Below are 17,426 nucleotides of genomic sequence, written 5' to 3'. Positions count from 1 at the left end.
CCGAGGGGCGCCGCACTATAGTATTCCATTCTCCCTACTGGGCTTGCTTCAATTGAACGGTCTTCATGTATTCCTTGAATTCCTCGACGATTTCTTTGTACTTCGTATGGTGCAGGTAATGGGAGCCTACCATTGGGATCAATTTACCCTGTGAAGACTGCTTCGCCTGCTCCTCATGCAGCGGAATCCACTGCTTGTTGTTCTCGTTATTGGATTGTGCGAACAGCAAGACCGGCAAATCCTGCGGGTATTTCAGCTTTGAGCCGTTTTTGAAATTGGAACCAAGGTGGCTAAGCTCATTCATCAGTGTGGAGTTATTGCCGTGTACATTGGTGATCAGTTTCATCTGCTCTTTGGTATGCTCATCATAGTCAAGCGATTTAAACGAATCTCCGCTGAGCTTCGTTAGCAGCCGCATTACACCTGAATCTTTAGCAAACTTCATGGCCTTCAGCGGCAATTTCACATCCATGCCTGGCTGATTGGGCACACTACTGTCAATTCCTACGAAGGCTTGAACTTCATCCGGATAAGCATTTACATACGATACAGCATAGAGTCCTGTAATGGAATGTCCCATCAGAATGTAACGCTTCAGACCAAGCTGCTGCACAGCCTCATGAATTTCACTGATGATATTCTCTGTCGTTCTTTCTTTATCCGTCCCATCGCTCAGGCCATAGCCGAAAGGCTCGATGGCTACGACTTTGTACGAAGGCGTCAATTGGTCTATCAGCGGCTTGAAATCAAGCACAGGCGAAGCGGTTCCTTGCCCCGGCAAGAGAACTATGGTCTGTTCACCGCTGCCTTGAATCAGCACATTCATCTTTTTCCCGTCTACATTGACGTATTGCCCGTACGATTCGATCTTCTTCTTCTCTATCCCGTTACTGATGACATTAACGATAAAGGTGATGCCTATGAACAGCACGAGCACTCCGATAATGCCACCTAATATTTTCAACCATAATCTCCGTTTCTTGCGTCCCTTTTCAGGTTTATTTATTTCAGCGGTTCCTGCCATGTCCATCTTCTCCTGTCCTTCTATCTGTAGATTCGCCTTAGCGGTATATGTAGAGTGTACCTGCTTAAGATGTCCTCAACATGACGGGAATATGAACGGAGTATGAACAGGGGGATACTTATCGCGTAATACTCATATTCAATAAGCTGACATCATCCAACTGGTTAACGGGTCTCCCATTGGCTTTGACCAGCGCTGGTGTACCTTTGTAGAGAATATGGCCGTCAGTTATGTCAGCTACCGCTGTAATTGGCATGCTGTAGTTCCTGATAACATCGCTCCCGGTTTGCAGCAGCAGATACACACGGCCGTTCGCCGCCTGGGTCTGGCTGATTTTCCCCTTGCCGAGTTGGCTCGCATGTATAGTCACTTGGGGGAGAGCCATCTTGATTGACAGGTCATAACGGTTGAGTGTCACCGCCTCCTCTGATGTGTGAAGTATAGTGAGCGTATCTCCCTCCAGGATATAATGAGTCCAAGCCCACGGCGCTTGTTCTTTTTCCCTCTTGGCAGCTAACGGCAATTCGTTCACTTCTCCAGAAGCATATTGGTATTCAAAAAGTCTTTCAGAGAACACAACAGAAGTGTTGTCTGTTGCCGCTGGTGTACCATCAGTCCAGATCTTGCTGCGCTCTTTCACCAGAAACAGCACCCTGCTGTTGGCAACTATCGGCTTTTCTTCGGTGATGATCTGTATTCGCAGCTCACGATCCTTTTCGGAAGATTTGCCTAAGGGCAGTTTGACACTGCGGATCGGTGAACCCGTCTGAGCATTATACACGTTGTCGATTATCTCCTGATCTTGGTTCACCTTGTTAACGTTAGTAAGTACATGAATTTCTGACCCAGCCTTCTGTACGTCTTCCACGTTGGCGTATTGTGCGGAATAGGGCTGCTCATCCGTATAATGGACTTGCTTTCGCGTGGTCAGATCCAGCACATCGATGCTCCAGCGAATCTTGCCCTCTTGCTTCAAGTTAGTTGAACCGATAGAAGCCGACTTGGCAAAAATGAGTGCGTCTTGATCCCGGTAATAGCCGCTCGTCCCCTTCTTCCCCCTCATAAATTCTGAATACTCCTCATACAGCGCATTGAACTCGGAATAAGCCTGCGCATCTGAAGGTCCTTTGTTTGTCATCCATTGATCCTTAAATGTTTGCTCAATTCTCTTGCTGCCCGATGCGGACACTTCAATAGCATAAGAGCCTTTCCCGCCCACATAGCTCCCAAGCAGATTCACAGGGGCCGCTTCGGCCGAATCCCCCTCCAGTGTCTGCAACTGATATTCCGGCAGGCGCAACTCTGCCCCATAAGCATAATAAGTTCCAAGCGAAGCCACTATTAACAGAATAAGCGCGCCCGTAATCGTGTAACGTTTCACTAGTCATTCACTCCCTAAACGGTGATCTTCTTCGAGACGAGCCTGAAGCCAAGTGTGAGTGTAAGGCTCATGACAACAATATAAAGGCACAAACGGATGACTGTTATCTCCCGGGGATAGAAATACACATACGGATGTAGGGAGAATGCGAATCCGATTACCGCCGCGCATGAAGCAACATACAAGATTGCATAGATCATACCGGCCAGATGGTAGCTTCGCTCAAGCAATATTGCCGTAAAGATCACAAAGACAGCCAGAATCCCGGTTCCGTAATAGACGGCAAACATTAATCCATCTGGCGGCAGCAAGTATTGCACAAACACCAGGTTAGAAGCGACCGCTTCGGCCAGAAGTGAGGGCATCCGATATTCGGAGGGAACCATCCAGTCGAATAACTGGCGTTCGAGCAGCAGCAGCAACAATTGGAATGAAACCATAGCAAAGACGAATATGAAGATTGCAGTGGCTTTGGCCATGTATACGTGGCGCCTTGCCGCCGGAAGGGTGAATAACCGGTAGGCAAACTTATCTCTGCCAGTCCAGTCACGGTACCAAATCCCAAAGATATACAACCTCAATACGATAATGCTGATCAAAATAGGTATCGTGAACAAGAACTGCGAATCTCCGATGATATCGGCAAATGAAAAGTTACGCGGATGATCTCCCAGGAGGGCTGCCTCTCTCCGCCCCGCAATTCTTAGCCGGGTAGTGTGCACCAGTCCGATCATTTGAATAGTAGCCGTCAGGAACATCAGGCTGAGGATAGCATACCTGAAGCGGTGAACTTCCAGATGGACAAGCTTAAGATATCGATTCAAGGGAGAAGCACCTCCTTCATGATATCAACGACAGATTTGTTCTCCTCCATTCGGACTTGTTCGCATTCAAAACTACGGGCTACAGTTCCATCACGCAGCAATACGGCTTTGTCGATCAGATGCTCGATCTCTCTCACTTCGTGTGTCGTCAGGAGTACACCGCGGTTGCCGACCAGTTCACTGGAGAACACCTCTGCGATCCTCTCCCGAATGAACAAGTCAATCCCGGCAAAGGGCTCGTCCATAATCACATAATCGGAATTCTGAGCCAAGCCGAGCACCAGATTGAACTTCGCGGCATTCCCCTTCGACAAGCGCCCCGCCCGTTCCTTGCCATCAAGATCGAAGAAACGCATAAGTTCGTCTGCCCTCTCCCTGTTCCAGCTGTTATAGAAGTCTTCCATGAACCGAAGTGCATCAGAGAGCTTCATGGAAGCTGGAATAGCCAAATGGTCCGGGATATAGGATATCTGTTCATAAGTATTCGGGCTAATCGGCTTGCCATCAATCTGAATGCTTCCCCCCTGAATCGGTGTAAGTCCCATTACCGTTTTGAGTACAGTGGATTTACCTGCTCCATTAACTCCGATCAGACAAGTGATCTGTCCCTTCTCGGCAGTGAATGTGACATCCTTAAGGACCTCCCTGATTCTGTACCGTTGGCTAACATGCATAAGTTCAATCAAGATTCTTTCCTCCTCTTCCATCATCAACGGAGTCTCCCGGGGGATTCTGGCTGATTTCCGTTTGTGCCTCGGTATATTTCTGTTGAACCACATTCAACAGCTCGTCAAGAGGAACATCGATGTTGCGAATGGAAGCCACGAAGGCCTCAACGGCTGTACCGAGCAGCTCCGCACGGATTTGCCTTAATACATCCAGTTCCAGAGTGACGCGGCTTGGGGAGTTCCCCTCTGTTATAATCAATCGCTGATCCTCCATTTCTTTATAGGCCCGCTGAGCCGTATTCGGGTTGATCTTTAACATTGCTGCCAGCTCTCTTCTGGACGGTATGGTTTGCCCGGACTGAATAACGCCGGTTACGATCTTCTCTTTGAAAAGGCGAACGACTTGAGAATAAACAGGATCACGGCTATTGAAGGAGATGCCGGACCAATCGTTGACTGTGTTCAATATTGACACCCCTTATACTTGCAACTGTGTGTATTAAGTGGTTCATACACTACACAGTGTATTATGCAGTTAATACATCAGATTGTCAATAGTTGGTTAATATCTGAAAATATGTGAACAGAAAAAAATCATCCTAAAGGATGAACAAGATTACCTTCGCGCGAACACAATGTATGCTGTTTTTCACATATATTCAGGTCGTATGCCTGCTTGCGAGTATAATGTATGCTGTTTTTCACATATATTCAGGCCGTGCGCCTGTTTGCGAGCACAATGTATGCTGTTTTTCACATACATTGGTCCATATGCCTGCTTGCGAGTACAATGTATGCTGTTTTTCACATACATTGGGTCCATATTCCACTGTAACAGCCCATTGTATTCGGTTGTAAGCATACCCTCAGCCTTCAGTCACATTCAGCATCAAAGTCCTTCTACGAATCTTTCAAAGAATTCGTATCCACAAATTTACACACACCTTTTCCACAGCAGAAGGAAACTATAGTTTCCTATACAATAAAAAAAGGAGCAGCCCCCTCATTGACCATTCATCAATGAGAGGTGCTGCTCCTTTTCAATCCATCCCCACAATAGACCAGTTATGATCTACCTCCGGTATGATCGTCTGGCGCTCCCTGATGTAATGAACCAGCAGCTCGCGGACGCTGCAATCCGACTCCCAGTGCTTGACGGCGCTGACCAGTCCAGAGGCTTTCAACAGGCTGCTGTAGCGGTAATTGTTAACGGCAAGCTGAAGCTCGTCCGTATCGGCGAGCGGTCTGCCCCGGTAGGCCAGATGGATGATCCGCCGGCCTACCGGCTGGGAGATATCGATCTGATAATTAATCCCGGCAAACATATCGTAGAGGTAGCTCGGCACCTCGGGATCAGCGGCAATCTCCGTGTCCCCCTGCTGCCACTGCCGGAAATGGGCAGCCGAAGCTTCCATATAAGCCTTCAGCTCCTTGCCGGTGACCCTAACGACATACAGTACATTGTCAAAAGGATAAATGCGGTAGACGTCTGCATACGTCAGCGGTCCCTGCTTCAGATCCGCCTTGTCGTTGAACAGGCTTGTAGCGGCAACATCTGCTCCGCTGGCCTCCAGCATGGCACGCTGGATCAAGGTAATGACCGCCGTATCCTGCACTCGTCCCGCCGGCAGGCCGGCAGTCTCTTCAGGCTGGAAATCGGCGGCCGCATAGCCCAAAATGCCGCCCTCCCCCTCTATCGAAGAGCCTCCGCCGCCTCCGGCGATGAACCGGAGGGTCTCTTCATGCGCCTCGGCAACCAGATTGTGCAATTCCGGGTCCGGCTCCCAGCCGCTCATATCTACCACCGTGACCTCGCGGCTCACAACCTTAGGTGGGCCGCCGTCCAGCTCCAGTGTCAGGTCGAAGCGTACAACTTCCCGCCCCCGGTCCCGCGGTCCGCCAATAACGGTATTCCCTATACGCTGGTTCACGGTAATATGCATATGGCCGACCAGCAGCACATCTGCTTCAGGGACAAGCTCCGCAATCCGTCCGGCGGCATCTGAGCCGCCCTCTTCATCGAACTCTGCGACCATGCCCGCATGGGCACTGATCACAATCAGGTCCGCCTTCCCTTCCGCGCGAAGGGAGGCGGCAATTGCCTGCGCGGTCTCGGCCATATGTCCGAACCTTAGGCCCTCCACCTTGCTTCCATCCCAGCGCGGAACGTTGGGGTTCGTCAGTCCGATGACCGCAATCCGGATGCCTTGCTGCTCAAGGATCACATACGGCTCTGCAAACGGTCTGCCTGCTGAATCCCAGACATTCGCCGCGAGCACCGGGAAGCTCAGCTCCTGCTTGATTCGCTCGATCAGGCTAAGGCCGAAGTTAAACTCATGATTGCCCAGGGTCAGCGCGGCATAGCCCATGGCATTAAGTGCCGCCGCAACCGGATGCATCTCATCCGGCCGCTTATTGTAGACATCGTCAGTCAGCATATTCCCCTGGAAGATGTCACCGTTATCGATCAGCAGAATCTCCGTCCCGCTCTCTCTAAGTTCACGGACGTAAGCGGCTACTCTGGCGAGCCCGTCATTTACGGTATCGAGTCCGTCTTCATAACGGTAGCCCCACAGATTGCCATGAACATCCGAGGTAGCGATAATCACGATCTTGCGCAGGTTACGGCTTGCTGCCGGTTCCATCATCTCTTTTCACCCTTCTCTTTTCTCTATTTCAGAATTGCACCTGCGGTGAAGCTCTTCTCCATCTGATCGCTGAACAGCACATAGGCGAGCAGAATCGGCAGCGTAGAGATCACCATCGCTGCGGCCAGCGGTCCCCAGCTAATACTATACTGGCCGCTGAAGTTCATCAACCCGAGCGGCAGTGTCCGCAGCGATTCCTTTTGTATGAAGGTTGCCGCCATCAGCAGCTCATTCCACACGGCGAGGAACACGAAGATCGCTACTGAGGCCAGCGGCGGCTTCAGCAGCGGCAGCACGACCTTGAAGAAGGACTTCACCACCCCGCAGCCGTCGATGAACGCAGCCTCCTCCAGCTCCTTCGGCATGCTCCGCAGGAACGCCGACAGCATATAGACGCCAATCGGCAGATTCACAGCGATGTACGGCAGGATAATCGACAGCCGTGAGCTGAGAAGGCCGAGATTCTTCAGGATCATGAACAGCGGGATCAGCGTAGCATGAATCGGCACCATGACCCCCATGAGCAGAATGAACAGAATCAATCCGTTATATTTGAATCTCATCCGTGTCAGCGCGTAAGCCATCATCGAAGCGAACAGCAGCACGCACAAGAGGGTAATCAGCGTAACTGACACACTATTGAAAAAGTATTGATTGACCTTGGCGCTTACCCAGGCTTCTGAGAAATTGCTGAACCGCCATTCTGTAGGGAGCGCCCAGACTACTCCACCGATAATCTCCGAATTATCCTTAAATGCACTGACCACAAGCCAGTAGAGCGGGAACAACTGGAGGACGGCAATGAGGCCCATCAGTAGATAGAGGCCTGTGTTTTTAGTACTCTTCAGCATGTCCGGTCCTCCTTAATATTCAATTTTTTCACGGGTAAGCACTTTATTGAGCACCCAGGCGATGATCAGACACTCCAGCACCATGAACACAGCAAGTGCGCTGCCGTAACCGAAGTTCTGCTTTAGGAACGCTTCCTGGAACATTTTCAGAGCAATCATGGTTGTGGAATGCAGCGGTCCGCCATTCGTCATAACATACACACTTTCAAAAGTCTTAAGCGCATAAATCACGTTCAGCACGACACAGATCCGCAGCACATCAGACAATAACGGAAGCGTGATATAACGGACGGCCTTCCAGCCGACAGCTCCGTCCAGCTTCGCGGCCTCATAGTACTGCTCTGAGATACCTTGGATACCGGCAAACAGGATCAGCATGTTATAGCCTACATAATGCCAGGTCGTTACGATCAGGACAGACAAGAGTGCCGTCTTGGTATCTCCAAGCCAGGCCTGTGCCCAACTGCCGAGGTGAGCGGCTTCCAGCAGCGTGTTCAGCATCCCGATGTTCGGATCGTAGATTTTGACCCACAGCAGACTGACCATCGTCGTTGACATGACCACCGGGAAAAAGTAAATATTGCGGAACCATTTGCGTCCCTTCATCTTTCGGGAGACCAGCAGCGCCAGGCCGAATGAGAGCGGAAGCTGGACGAACACGCCTGTCAGCAGGAAGGCCACACTGTTCCATACCGCCTTCCAGAAGCTTTTATCTGCGGTGAACATCTTGGTGTAATTGTCCAGCCCCACGAAGGCCATAGGGTTAATCCCGTCCCACTCCTGGAAGCTGTAATACGCCGTCATGAGGATCGGCACGAAATAGAAGACCAGAAATACGGTTAAACCGGGCACTAGAAACAAAGCGATTAATTTCTTATCCGAGAGCGCTCTTTCCATCACTATCCACCTATCAGAGTGCAGAAAAGCGATGCGGTCCAAGAGACTGCATCGCCTTTCCCCTATTATATTTGTAAAACCTGTCTTACTCTGCCGAACGGAGCAATGTTTCCAGCTGTGCTGTGTATTCCTCAGGCGTCAGATTGCCGCCATAGAGTTGCTGCGTCATATCGCGGTATTCCTGACCAGTATCTGCCGACAGCAGGCCGAACCACATCGCCTGGGTTTTGGCTGTTTTGCTGATATCCGTAGCATAAGCGGAGAGCTGCTCATTCTGCGACTCCGACTTCACTTCGCTGGCGGCATAGCCCGGCAGGCCTTTGCGTACGAATTCATCATTGAGCTTGAGGGACAGCTTAATAGCGAATTCCTTGGCTTTGCCCACGTGCTTAGAGCTGTTGTTTACGAACAAGGAGTAAGGTGCCGCCGAGTTCTGGAAGCCGATCGTCGCACTGTAGACATCCTCTGCACCAGTCTTAGGGAATGCGATATATCCGAGATTATCGCCCATGGCCTTCGACAGCGCGCCGAAGTTGAAGCTGCCGTCAATCCAGATCAGAGCCTTATCGTTCTTGAACAGCTCCTGGGCATCCAGGTAAGCCGAGCCGAGGAAGCCCTTCTGGAAGGCATTGCTGCTTACCAGGGTGGCTACTTGCTTCGCTGCATCTACAAATGGAGCATCTGTAAACTTCGCATCGCCCTTAATCGCATTGTCGAAGGCGTTAACGTCCTGACGTGCTACGAGCATGTTGTACAGCAGATCGCCCTGCCATCTTTCCTTGCCGCCGAGGGCGATAGGGATGATCCCTTTAGCTTCGGCCTTGGTTACAAGCGCCTGAAGATCGTCCCAGGTTGCCGGAGGCGTAGCGCCCAGATCGCTCATCAGCTTTTTGTTATAGTAGAAGACCAGGGTTGTACTGATGTTGGAAGGAACGGAATAGATATTGCCGTCCTCCTCCTTCACCAGCTGGTTGTCCAGAAATTTCGCACCAAGTCCCGTGGAATCCAGGGTATCGTTCAGCGGGGCTACCGTTTTTGATTGCAGTACAGGTGTCCGGTAGGACTTCCCGGCATGCTGCTGGAAGACATCCGGCAGCTCATTGGCAGCCAGTGCAACACTGATTTTAGTCTTGTAGGTCTCGTCCTGTATGTACTCATAGTTCAAATCCACGCCGACTTCCGCTGCGGTAGCCTCGGCAGCAGCCTGATACATCGGATCTGCATCGAACATCCATAAGGAGACAGATTCCTTGCCTTCCGCCGGTTTCGCATCCTGATTCTGAGTTGCCCCTTCGTTACCATTGGCTCCTCCGCAAGCACTAAGCACTACACTGCTGAGCGCGATGGATGCTGCAACTACCCCAAGCTTTTTTCCGAACATTTGTGTTGGACCACCTTTCAATATTTCGGGTTTTGACTTACAGGTATCATCTTAACAAGTGAACCGCCGTGCACGAATGGAGATATATTGGTTCTAACAGTAAAATTTTTAGGTATGTCAGATTACTTTACACTTAATTTACGGGGCGTTCCCATCTTTACGGCAGCTTTACACAGGGTTAACTTTAATCAGCGAAAATGTAATCAAATGAAAAAGCCCGGCTGCAAAACACCGGACTCTGAGTATAGCTGCTCTTTATGTATCCGAATAGGAACCGCTGTATACGGTATTCGGGGTCATTCCGTAACGTTTCTTGAAGCATTTGCTGAAATAGAACGGGTCTTTATAGCCCACCTGCCGGGCAATCGTCGCAATCTTGGGTGCCGGGGCTTCCTCCCCGGTGGCCCCCTGGCTGAGCAGCTTCATAGCCTCCCCAAGACGGACGTTCGTTACATATTCCACAAAAGACTCGCCGGTCTCCTTCTTGAACGCATGGCTTAAATAGCTCGGGTTCACAAACAGGGCGCTGGCCGTACTCTGGAGTGACAATGTATCCTCAGCGTAATGTGCCGTCACATAGGCGATGGTCTTGCTGATTAAGGCCGTGCCGCTGCTCTGCCGCTTCTGCGCACGGGCATCGCCTGCCTGCGGCTCCTGCACATCCCCGGCTTTGATTCTGAGCCGGTTGATATAGCGCTCTGCCTCCCACTTCTCCGTCAGCTGCGTCCGGATCGTGCGGAGGGCCTGTTCGACAGCATCCTCATCGACGGGCTTCAGCAGATAATGGTCCGCTCCAAGCGAAATGGCCTGCTGGGCATAAGAGAAATTATCGTAGCTGGTGATGAAAATCAGCTTGGCCGCCGAATTCAGCTTACGGACCTCCCCAATGAATTCAAGCCCGTTCATATTCGGCATCTCAATATCCGTAATGATGAGATCAATTGGCTGCTCCCCGATGATCTGCAATGCGGCCGTGCCGTCATCCGCTTCTGCGGCCACCTCGAACCCGGCTGCCTCCCAGTCCACCAGACGGATCAGGAGCTGCCTGAAATAATATTCGTCATCCACAATCAGGACGCGGGCTACCGGTGCTATACTCATAGTCTGACTGTCCCCTCTTCCTGTTCGTTCGTCTGCATAAGCAGCGGCAAGCGCAGCTTCACTTCTACACCCTGGCCTGGCTCAGAGGTCAGAGAGATTCCATAGACCCCGCCGAAACGCAGGCGGATGCGGTCCTGAATGTTTCGGAGTCCGAAGCTGTACTTCTCCGCACTGTCATGCCCGGACCAGATCAGCCGCTGCTGCTCTTCGCTCATGCCTTTGCCGTTGTCGCGGACGGTGAAGCAGAGCCGGCTCTGTCCATTCGTGGTCTCCGCTTCGCAGGTAATTTCACACCAGCCTCCGTCCGCCATCCCTCTAATGCCATGGTGGATCGCATTCTCGACCAGCGGCTGAAGCAGCATGGTCGGCACCAGGCAGGACTCCAGCCCCGGCTCGATCCATATCCGGTAGTTCAGCTTAGGGAAACGGATCTGTTGAATATACAGGTAGCTCTCCAGATGCTTCTGCTCCTGGGCCACCGTAATCAGCTCCTGTCCGTTGCTAAGCGATATCCGGTAGAACTCTCCCAGCGCCTTCAGCATCTTGCTGATGTCCTTCGCCCCCGACATCACAGCCATCGCCCGGATCGTGTCCAGTGTATTGTACAGGAAATGCGGCTTGATCTGCGAATAGAGCAGCCGCAGCTCCAGCATCCGTTTGGTCTTCTCTTCCGTCTCCACCTGAACCATCAGGCGCTGGATGCGCTCCACCATGTCATTGAAGGTAGCTCCTAACCGGCCGACTTCATCCTCAGTGTCGGCGGCGGCGCGCTGCTCCAGATTCCCGCTGCCCACCTCGACAATCACCTCGCTAAGCTGGCTCAGCGGCCGGGTCAGCCGGCGGGCGAAAAAGACAGACAGAAGCACGGCCGACACGATGCTGATCAGGCCGAACGCGGCCAGCAGCAGGGCGATTTTCCAGTACCCGTAGGTTAGCTCCGATATTGGCACCAGTTGGACTACCTTCCAGTCATAGGAAGCGAGACTCTGCATGGATACTAAATAGCGGTCTTCGGCAACCTCCTGGGTTCGCGTCCCTTGCGGGACTGATTGGACCCAGCCTGCGAGGGATGCCTCCGAGACCGGCTGGTTCACCCTTGTGGCTTCATTCGCAGAGATGATTCTTCCATACCGGTTAATGACCAGCGTAGCGCTCTCCGGGTTCTGTTCATTATGATAGAGGCGGGCAAGCGTCCGCTCGTCAATGTTGACATAGATATAGCCAAGCGGGGTCCCCTTCTCCATGCTCTTAATGACCCTGCCCACACTGATCATATTCTTATGCTTCATCCCGGACAGAAAAGCAGGCGTCAGCGAATCCGCCCAGACCGCCCCACCTCTGGCTGCATCGATCTCCGCTTTGGGATAGATTCCCAGACTCTCCCGGGTCACGCCGGTCAGATTGGAGGTGTAATAGAGATTGCCGCTCAAGGATTCTATAATTACGGAATCAATATTCGGCTCGGTTACTAGCATCGCTGCAAGTGTATTGTAGATCGACTTCAGTGCAGCAACATCATTGCCGGCACCGGTATCGCTGCTGAGCAGCTTCTGGGTGTCCTGATTGATCAGCACGAACTTGGTGAAATTCTGGACCGACTGGAACACCGTCTCCATCGACTGCTTGACCAGCCTCACTTCCTGCTGTGAGCTTGCCGTGGTTCTCTCCAGGGTCTGATTGAAGACAATCCGCTGAATGCTGACCATGAAAATCACCAGTGCCAGCAGGACAATCAGGAGGTTGCTTAGCAGAATCTTTCGCCGCAGCGGCATACTTCCGCTGAATAGAAAGGGCATATACGCCCTTAACCTCTTCGAGAGGGATGGATATGGCATGAACCGCTTCATCGTTCCCTCCGTTACATGTATGGTTGTACATGTATTATACACAAATTACAACAACAGAAAAGCAGCGGCTCTCCATAACTTAGAGAAAACGCTGCTTGAAGGGATTGGGCTTAATCAGACTTCTAAGGTATCGTTCACAATCTCATTCAGCTTCTTCAGCTCGCTGCCCATCGGTGTAATCACTGACCGGACCTTATGGGCCAGCGGCTTGCCGAGAATATACTTGCCGAAGTTCTCCAGTGTACCCGACGGGCTCAGATCGAGCAGCAGCCGCGGCCCGCGTGCAGTCAGACCCTCCAGGGCTGTGCGGAAATTCATCGGCTTCCTCACCACATCCCACAGGAAGGATTCATCCACCGTCTGCACCTTCCCCCCGGTCATGGCCGATACCAGTGTCACTCCCGGAGCAGGCGTCTTGTAATCGATCTTCTTCATATATGTACGATAAGGCTTCTCCAGTTCATCGATGAACGAGGAATGGAAGGCGTAGTTCACAGGCAGCTTCAGACTGGCCACACCCTGTGCTCTTAGGAACTGCTGGATTTCGCCGGTATGCCCGCTTCTGCAGGCGATGGTGAAGTGCTTGTCGAAATTCACAGCGATCAGTTCGGAGCGGGTGTTCAGCTCGGCGTTCCGGTGATAGAGCTGCACATGATCCAGAACAGCAATCATCGCGCCGTTGTCGCAGGTATCCTCTAGCAGCCGTACTTGCGTCACAATCAGCTCCAGCACCTGTTCAGGCGTCAGTACTTTAGCCACCGCCAGCGCCACATACTCCCCGAGACTGACTCCCAGCGTGTAGCGTGGGGTGATTCCCTCAGCTTCCAGAGTCTCCGCCAGCGCGTATTGCACCATGAAGATTGCAGGATGGGAAAAGATAATATTTTCGAAGCTGGCACCCTTACCTCGTGAGTTCTGATACAGCTCTTCAATCACGCTCTTGCCGGTCAGCTGATGAACAATCCGGTCCAGGCGTTCCATCGATTGCCGGAATACCGGCTGCTTCCCGAACAATTCAAGCCCCATTTTATTATATTGCGAGCCTTGCCCGGAGAACATAAATACGATTTCGCTGTGCATTTCCGTCCCCCCTGATTGTAGAGCGGCTTATTTGAAATCAAGCAGTCTGGCATTATTCTTACGGTTCCTGAATTTCACAAAATGATTGATATCATCAATCTGGAAATACAGATTATTTTTGTAGAGATAGCTCATCTCTTTGCCTGGCGGATCGCCGAAGGAATGTCCCGGGTATACCCGGGTGCTGGGAGGAATCAGCCGGATGAGCCGGTGGATGCTATTAAACATATCCTCAGCCGAGCCTCCGCTACTGTCGCATAAGCCGCAGCCTTCAATAAATACCGTATCCCCGGAGAACAGATGGTCCTGCCCCCAGTAACAGACACTTCCCTGCGTGTGGCCGGGCGTCACAAGACAGGTAATCCGTGAATCACCGATACGAATGAGGTCCATGTCCTCGACGGTTCGGAGCCGGTTGCAGCGGTATTTATAGTAATCTGCCTCGGTTTTGGAGATGTAGACCGTAGGACGGTAGAGCAGCTCAAGCTTCTTCACCATATTGGTATGATCAAAATGAGAGTGGGTCAGCAGAACAGCCGTGACTGTGGCCTCATGCGAATCCAGAATACGGATCATCTGCGATACATCCCAGGATGGATCAACTACAAAAGCTTTGCGGGAAGTCTTGTCAATACCGAGATAAGCGTAGTTCAGGAAATTCATGCAATGCGTTTTAATCGTAAACAGATCATAGGTTGCTTCCATGCCCGCCTCCTTGAAGATTTGATAGATCTGATTTCCATTATTTATAGGATGAATCTACTAAATTATCATCTACTTTTTCACGAACTGTCAATGAATGTTATTGCTTCCATAGCAAAAAGCCTGCAACCTAGCATTGCAGACTTTTCCAGGATTATTCTCTTTAAGCAGGATAACCGCCCCCTGGCGGTGGCCACGCACCCTGCAGACGGCGGAGCAGAACAATCTCCCCCAGGTGATAGGAGTTATGGGAGGCGATATTGCGCAGCAGCCCGCCCTTGGTCTCCCCTGGAAAATGGGCTAATGGCTCGTCAAGCTGTGCGCTCTGAGCGATAGCAACCGCCTTATCGACACCTTGCAGCAGATGTGCGATGGCCTCCTGAAGCTGGGCTTCCTCTGCCGGGGCCTTCTCCGCAGGCCAGCTCTCCTGTACGCTTGTAGGCCGCTGAGGCTGGCCGCCCTCCAGGTGGGTCAGCATGAAATCCTGCCAGAAGCCCATGTGCTTCACCAGCTGATAGATGGAGTAAGGAATTCCTTCTATTGTATAACCTGCAAGCTCCAGTGTCAGATCCGGCAAGGCCCGGGCGATCGGAATATGACCGCGCTCCCCTACCAAAGATTTCACCAGCGCTTGACCAAAAGCTTGGTTGGATTCGGACATCAGTATGATCCTCCTATTGATTGTGCGAAATATAATTTACCAAAATTCAATATAGCTGGATTCTGATGATTTGTCAATTCTGATATCGAATCTAATTTGCAACACAAAAAAGCGAAATGCTTAAAGCTCCATTTCGCTTTTTGATCTCAGGCTATGGTGTTCTATTCCAGTTAACGCTTATAAAGTACGCAGAATACCTAACAGCTCCTCCGACATCCTGCTTACTTCCTCGACAGAAGCATTAACCTCTTGCGTCAGTGCAGCCTGTGCTTCGGTCAAACTAGACATGCCGTTAATGGTGCTGATAATATGATCGATGCGGTCATTCATCTCCTGCGTGGTTTTCTCAATATTGTTCGAAGCCATCTTGCTGTGGTCTGCGAGCTTGCGCACCTCACTTGCCACAATAGAGAAGCCCCGACCATACTCCCCCGCATGAGCAGCTTCAATGGAAGCATTCAGCCCGAGCAGACTGGTCTGATTCGAGACCTCACTGATGAATTTGGTGATTTCTTTGGTTTCATTCGTTTTTTCTTTCACATCAACTGCAGCCTTGTAGGATTGCTCCTGGACTTCGGCGATATCCTGAGCTTGCTCTGTTACCGATACAATCCCGTGAACAATCTCGTTAATCGCAGTCAGCAAGCCTTCCATCTGCAGGTTTACCCGTCTGATTGTATCCTCTTTATTGATTTCCTGCGTAATATCACGAATCGTTCCTGCTACCCGCAGAGGGATACCCTGCTCGTCCCGGATCGTTTCACCGCCTGCGTGATACCAGCGATACTCGCCATTTTTGGAGCGCAATCTGTAGTTCACTGTATAGTCCGTCTGCCCGGTGTAGTCATTAAGATGATTGGCGAAGGCATCCAGCGTGGGCTGCAGATCCTCCGGGTGTAGCTGGTTGCTCCAGCTGCTTAACAGGTTCGGGAAATCATGTTCGCCTTCAAAACCAATCGTTCGGCGGAATTGCTCCGACCACCAGAACTCATTATCCGGGTTGACCGGATCTCCTGCGATAACCACCATATCCCAAGGTGCTTCCACCAGGGCGCGGTTCACCAGATCATAGCGGACCACCAGTGCGCCCAGCTCGTCCTGTTTGATTTTTTTATCATGAATATCCAGCAAAGCTCCGGCTACCATAATAGGTGATCCGTCAGCGGCACGTACGGTTGTGCCCGTCGCCTGGAACCATTTGTACTCGCCTGCTTTCGTCTTGAGCCGGTATTCAATGTCGTATTTGATCGTGCCCGTCCGGTCCAGCATATGATCTGCGAACAGCTGCAGTACCCCCTCTTTATCCTCGGGATGAAGGCAATTGGACCAGCTCTCCAGCACATTGGGAAAATCATGCTCATCCGTATAGCCGATCATCCGGCGCAGCTCATCCGTCCACCTGAACTCATTATTCGGATTCACCGGATCACCCTCATATACATCCATCTCCCACAGGGAGATCTCAATCGCTTCAGTGATCATCTCCAACCGAACCTTGTAATAGTCCTCACGCTTATGTATCACGGACGTTAGTCGCGTTAACAATGCTTGCAGTTCATCAGGAACTGCGGCAGAATATGTATCGGCTTGCTCTTCTTCCTTGCGCTCAGCCCGCTCCACATAATTTCGTAATAGGTCGATCAGCTGATGGTCTGTTTGGGGCGGCGCATCTGCGTGTGTGTTTCCTTTGAATCTGTTCAGAATTGGCATGTTCTCTCAGTTCTCCTCATCTCATGGTGTGCGCTGCTTGGGAAAGCTAGATTGAGTATATAACAGGCCTGAACTTTTATATATAAATTTATAGTTAAAATTCGAGATAAAACAGCGGCGGAATAAGACTTGACAAAAGTCTCAGACTGCCGCTGTTATTTGACTAACGTTTTGCATTTTCTCAAAAATTTTCGAAGCAATCTAATCCACTTGGGCTCGTATGCTTGGCTAATTGGAATCCCTTTATAATAAATATTATAAGGATCCATTCCCCATAGTTTTAAAAGTCCTTCAGGAACATCATGCTTATTTACAGGTGAGCTAGGATCTGCTCTGAAAAAATACTCATTACATGCAACACAGTACAAAATCAGCGATTCACCAGAGCCATATGCATAAACATTAAGCTCAGTTATACAGGTTTCACATTTACATATTCGATTGCGGTTTAACCAATCAAGTAATTGCATGTTATCCCTTCCCCTTAGCTCAAATATACAATGTCAGTCTAATACTTTATTTTATAGATTAGAACTTGTTTTCTATGGATCAGGGAAACAGTTGGATTTTCTACACTTGCTGATGGACGATTAGGCCATAGTAGGATAGCAGTTGGAGAAAAGGCACTTAATTTTTCGCATTTTCTACTAA

The 17,426-nt window shown here is 50.8% G+C and carries 16 protein-coding genes; all 16 read right to left on the bottom strand.

The genetic code is table 11. The features are described 5' to 3' along the window. Positions 1 to 34: 34 nt before the first annotated feature. Positions 35 to 1,024: an alpha/beta fold hydrolase gene (locus tag NST26_RS15950; RefSeq protein ID WP_340979442.1), complete on the bottom strand. Its 990-nt coding sequence runs from the start codon at positions 1,022 to 1,024 to the stop codon at positions 35 to 37. 118 nt (positions 1,025 to 1,142) lie between these two features. After that, a complete protein-coding gene (locus NST26_RS15945; protein ID WP_339314312.1) occupies positions 1,143 to 2,405 on the bottom strand; it encodes a hypothetical protein in 1,263 nt (420 codons plus the stop codon). A 14-nt stretch (positions 2,406 to 2,419) separates the two neighbouring features. Further along, complete coding sequence (locus NST26_RS15940; protein ID WP_340979441.1) at positions 2,420 to 3,229, bottom strand: hypothetical protein; 810 nt, start codon at positions 3,227 to 3,229, stop codon at positions 2,420 to 2,422. After that, the gene (locus tag NST26_RS15935; RefSeq protein WP_339314308.1) at positions 3,226 to 3,915 is read right to left on the bottom strand and encodes an ABC transporter ATP-binding protein; all 690 of its coding nucleotides are present in this window, start codon (positions 3,913 to 3,915) and stop codon (positions 3,226 to 3,228) included. Before NST26_RS15935 ends, NST26_RS15940 begins: the two co-directional genes overlap by 4 nt. Next, positions 3,908 to 4,363: a GntR family transcriptional regulator gene (locus NST26_RS15930; RefSeq protein ID WP_339314306.1), complete on the bottom strand. Its 456-nt coding sequence runs from the start codon at positions 4,361 to 4,363 to the stop codon at positions 3,908 to 3,910. The genes NST26_RS15935 and NST26_RS15930 overlap by 8 nt, the downstream gene beginning before the upstream one ends. Before the next feature lie 574 nt (positions 4,364 to 4,937). Further along, the gene (locus NST26_RS15925) at positions 4,938 to 6,545 is read right to left on the bottom strand and encodes a bifunctional metallophosphatase/5'-nucleotidase (RefSeq protein ID WP_340979440.1); all 1,608 of its coding nucleotides are present in this window, start codon (positions 6,543 to 6,545) and stop codon (positions 4,938 to 4,940) included. Between the two features lie 23 nt (positions 6,546 to 6,568). Next, positions 6,569 to 7,396: a carbohydrate ABC transporter permease gene (locus NST26_RS15920; RefSeq protein WP_036726921.1), complete on the bottom strand. Its 828-nt coding sequence runs from the start codon at positions 7,394 to 7,396 to the stop codon at positions 6,569 to 6,571. A gap of 12 nt (positions 7,397 to 7,408) precedes the next feature. Then, the gene (locus tag NST26_RS15915) at positions 7,409 to 8,293 is read right to left on the bottom strand and encodes a carbohydrate ABC transporter permease (RefSeq protein WP_036690801.1); all 885 of its coding nucleotides are present in this window, start codon (positions 8,291 to 8,293) and stop codon (positions 7,409 to 7,411) included. 85 nt (positions 8,294 to 8,378) lie between these two features. Next, positions 8,379 to 9,674, bottom strand: a complete 1,296-nt coding sequence (locus NST26_RS15910) for an ABC transporter substrate-binding protein (RefSeq protein ID WP_339256862.1) — start codon at positions 9,672 to 9,674, stop codon at positions 8,379 to 8,381. A 255-nt stretch (positions 9,675 to 9,929) separates the two neighbouring features. Then, positions 9,930 to 10,775 carry a response regulator transcription factor gene (locus NST26_RS15905; protein WP_340979439.1) on the bottom strand — a complete coding sequence of 282 codons (846 nt, stop codon included), beginning with the start codon at positions 10,773 to 10,775 and terminating at the stop codon, positions 9,930 to 9,932. Continuing rightward, the gene (locus NST26_RS15900) at positions 10,772 to 12,571 is read right to left on the bottom strand and encodes a cache domain-containing sensor histidine kinase (protein ID WP_340979438.1); all 1,800 of its coding nucleotides are present in this window, start codon (positions 12,569 to 12,571) and stop codon (positions 10,772 to 10,774) included. Before NST26_RS15900 ends, NST26_RS15905 begins: the two co-directional genes overlap by 4 nt. A 165-nt stretch (positions 12,572 to 12,736) precedes the next feature. Continuing rightward, on the bottom strand, positions 12,737 to 13,702 hold the full coding sequence (locus NST26_RS15895) for an acyltransferase domain-containing protein (RefSeq protein WP_340979437.1): 966 nt from the start codon (positions 13,700 to 13,702) through the stop codon (positions 12,737 to 12,739). A 27-nt stretch (positions 13,703 to 13,729) separates the two neighbouring features. Continuing rightward, positions 13,730 to 14,407 carry an MBL fold metallo-hydrolase gene (locus NST26_RS15890; RefSeq protein ID WP_036726939.1) on the bottom strand — a complete coding sequence of 226 codons (678 nt, stop codon included), beginning with the start codon at positions 14,405 to 14,407 and terminating at the stop codon, positions 13,730 to 13,732. A gap of 160 nt (positions 14,408 to 14,567) precedes the next feature. Beyond that, a complete protein-coding gene (locus tag NST26_RS15885) occupies positions 14,568 to 15,065 on the bottom strand; it encodes a DinB family protein (protein ID WP_340979436.1) in 498 nt (165 codons plus the stop codon). A gap of 177 nt (positions 15,066 to 15,242) precedes the next feature. Beyond that, complete coding sequence (locus tag NST26_RS15880) at positions 15,243 to 16,775, bottom strand: methyl-accepting chemotaxis protein (RefSeq protein WP_340979435.1); 1,533 nt, start codon at positions 16,773 to 16,775, stop codon at positions 15,243 to 15,245. 155 nt (positions 16,776 to 16,930) lie between these two features. Next, complete coding sequence (locus NST26_RS15875; RefSeq protein WP_155991517.1) at positions 16,931 to 17,245, bottom strand: hypothetical protein; 315 nt, start codon at positions 17,243 to 17,245, stop codon at positions 16,931 to 16,933. Between the last annotated feature and the right edge of the window lie 181 nt (positions 17,246 to 17,426).

The sequence above is a fragment of the Paenibacillus sp. FSL R7-0128 genome (genome assembly GCF_038002245.1).
Classification (GTDB): domain Bacteria; phylum Bacillota; class Bacilli; order Paenibacillales; family Paenibacillaceae; genus Paenibacillus_AQ; species Paenibacillus_AQ silagei.
The sequence above is the reverse complement of the archived record's forward strand: the minus strand, read 5'-3'. Positions and strand labels throughout refer to the sequence as shown.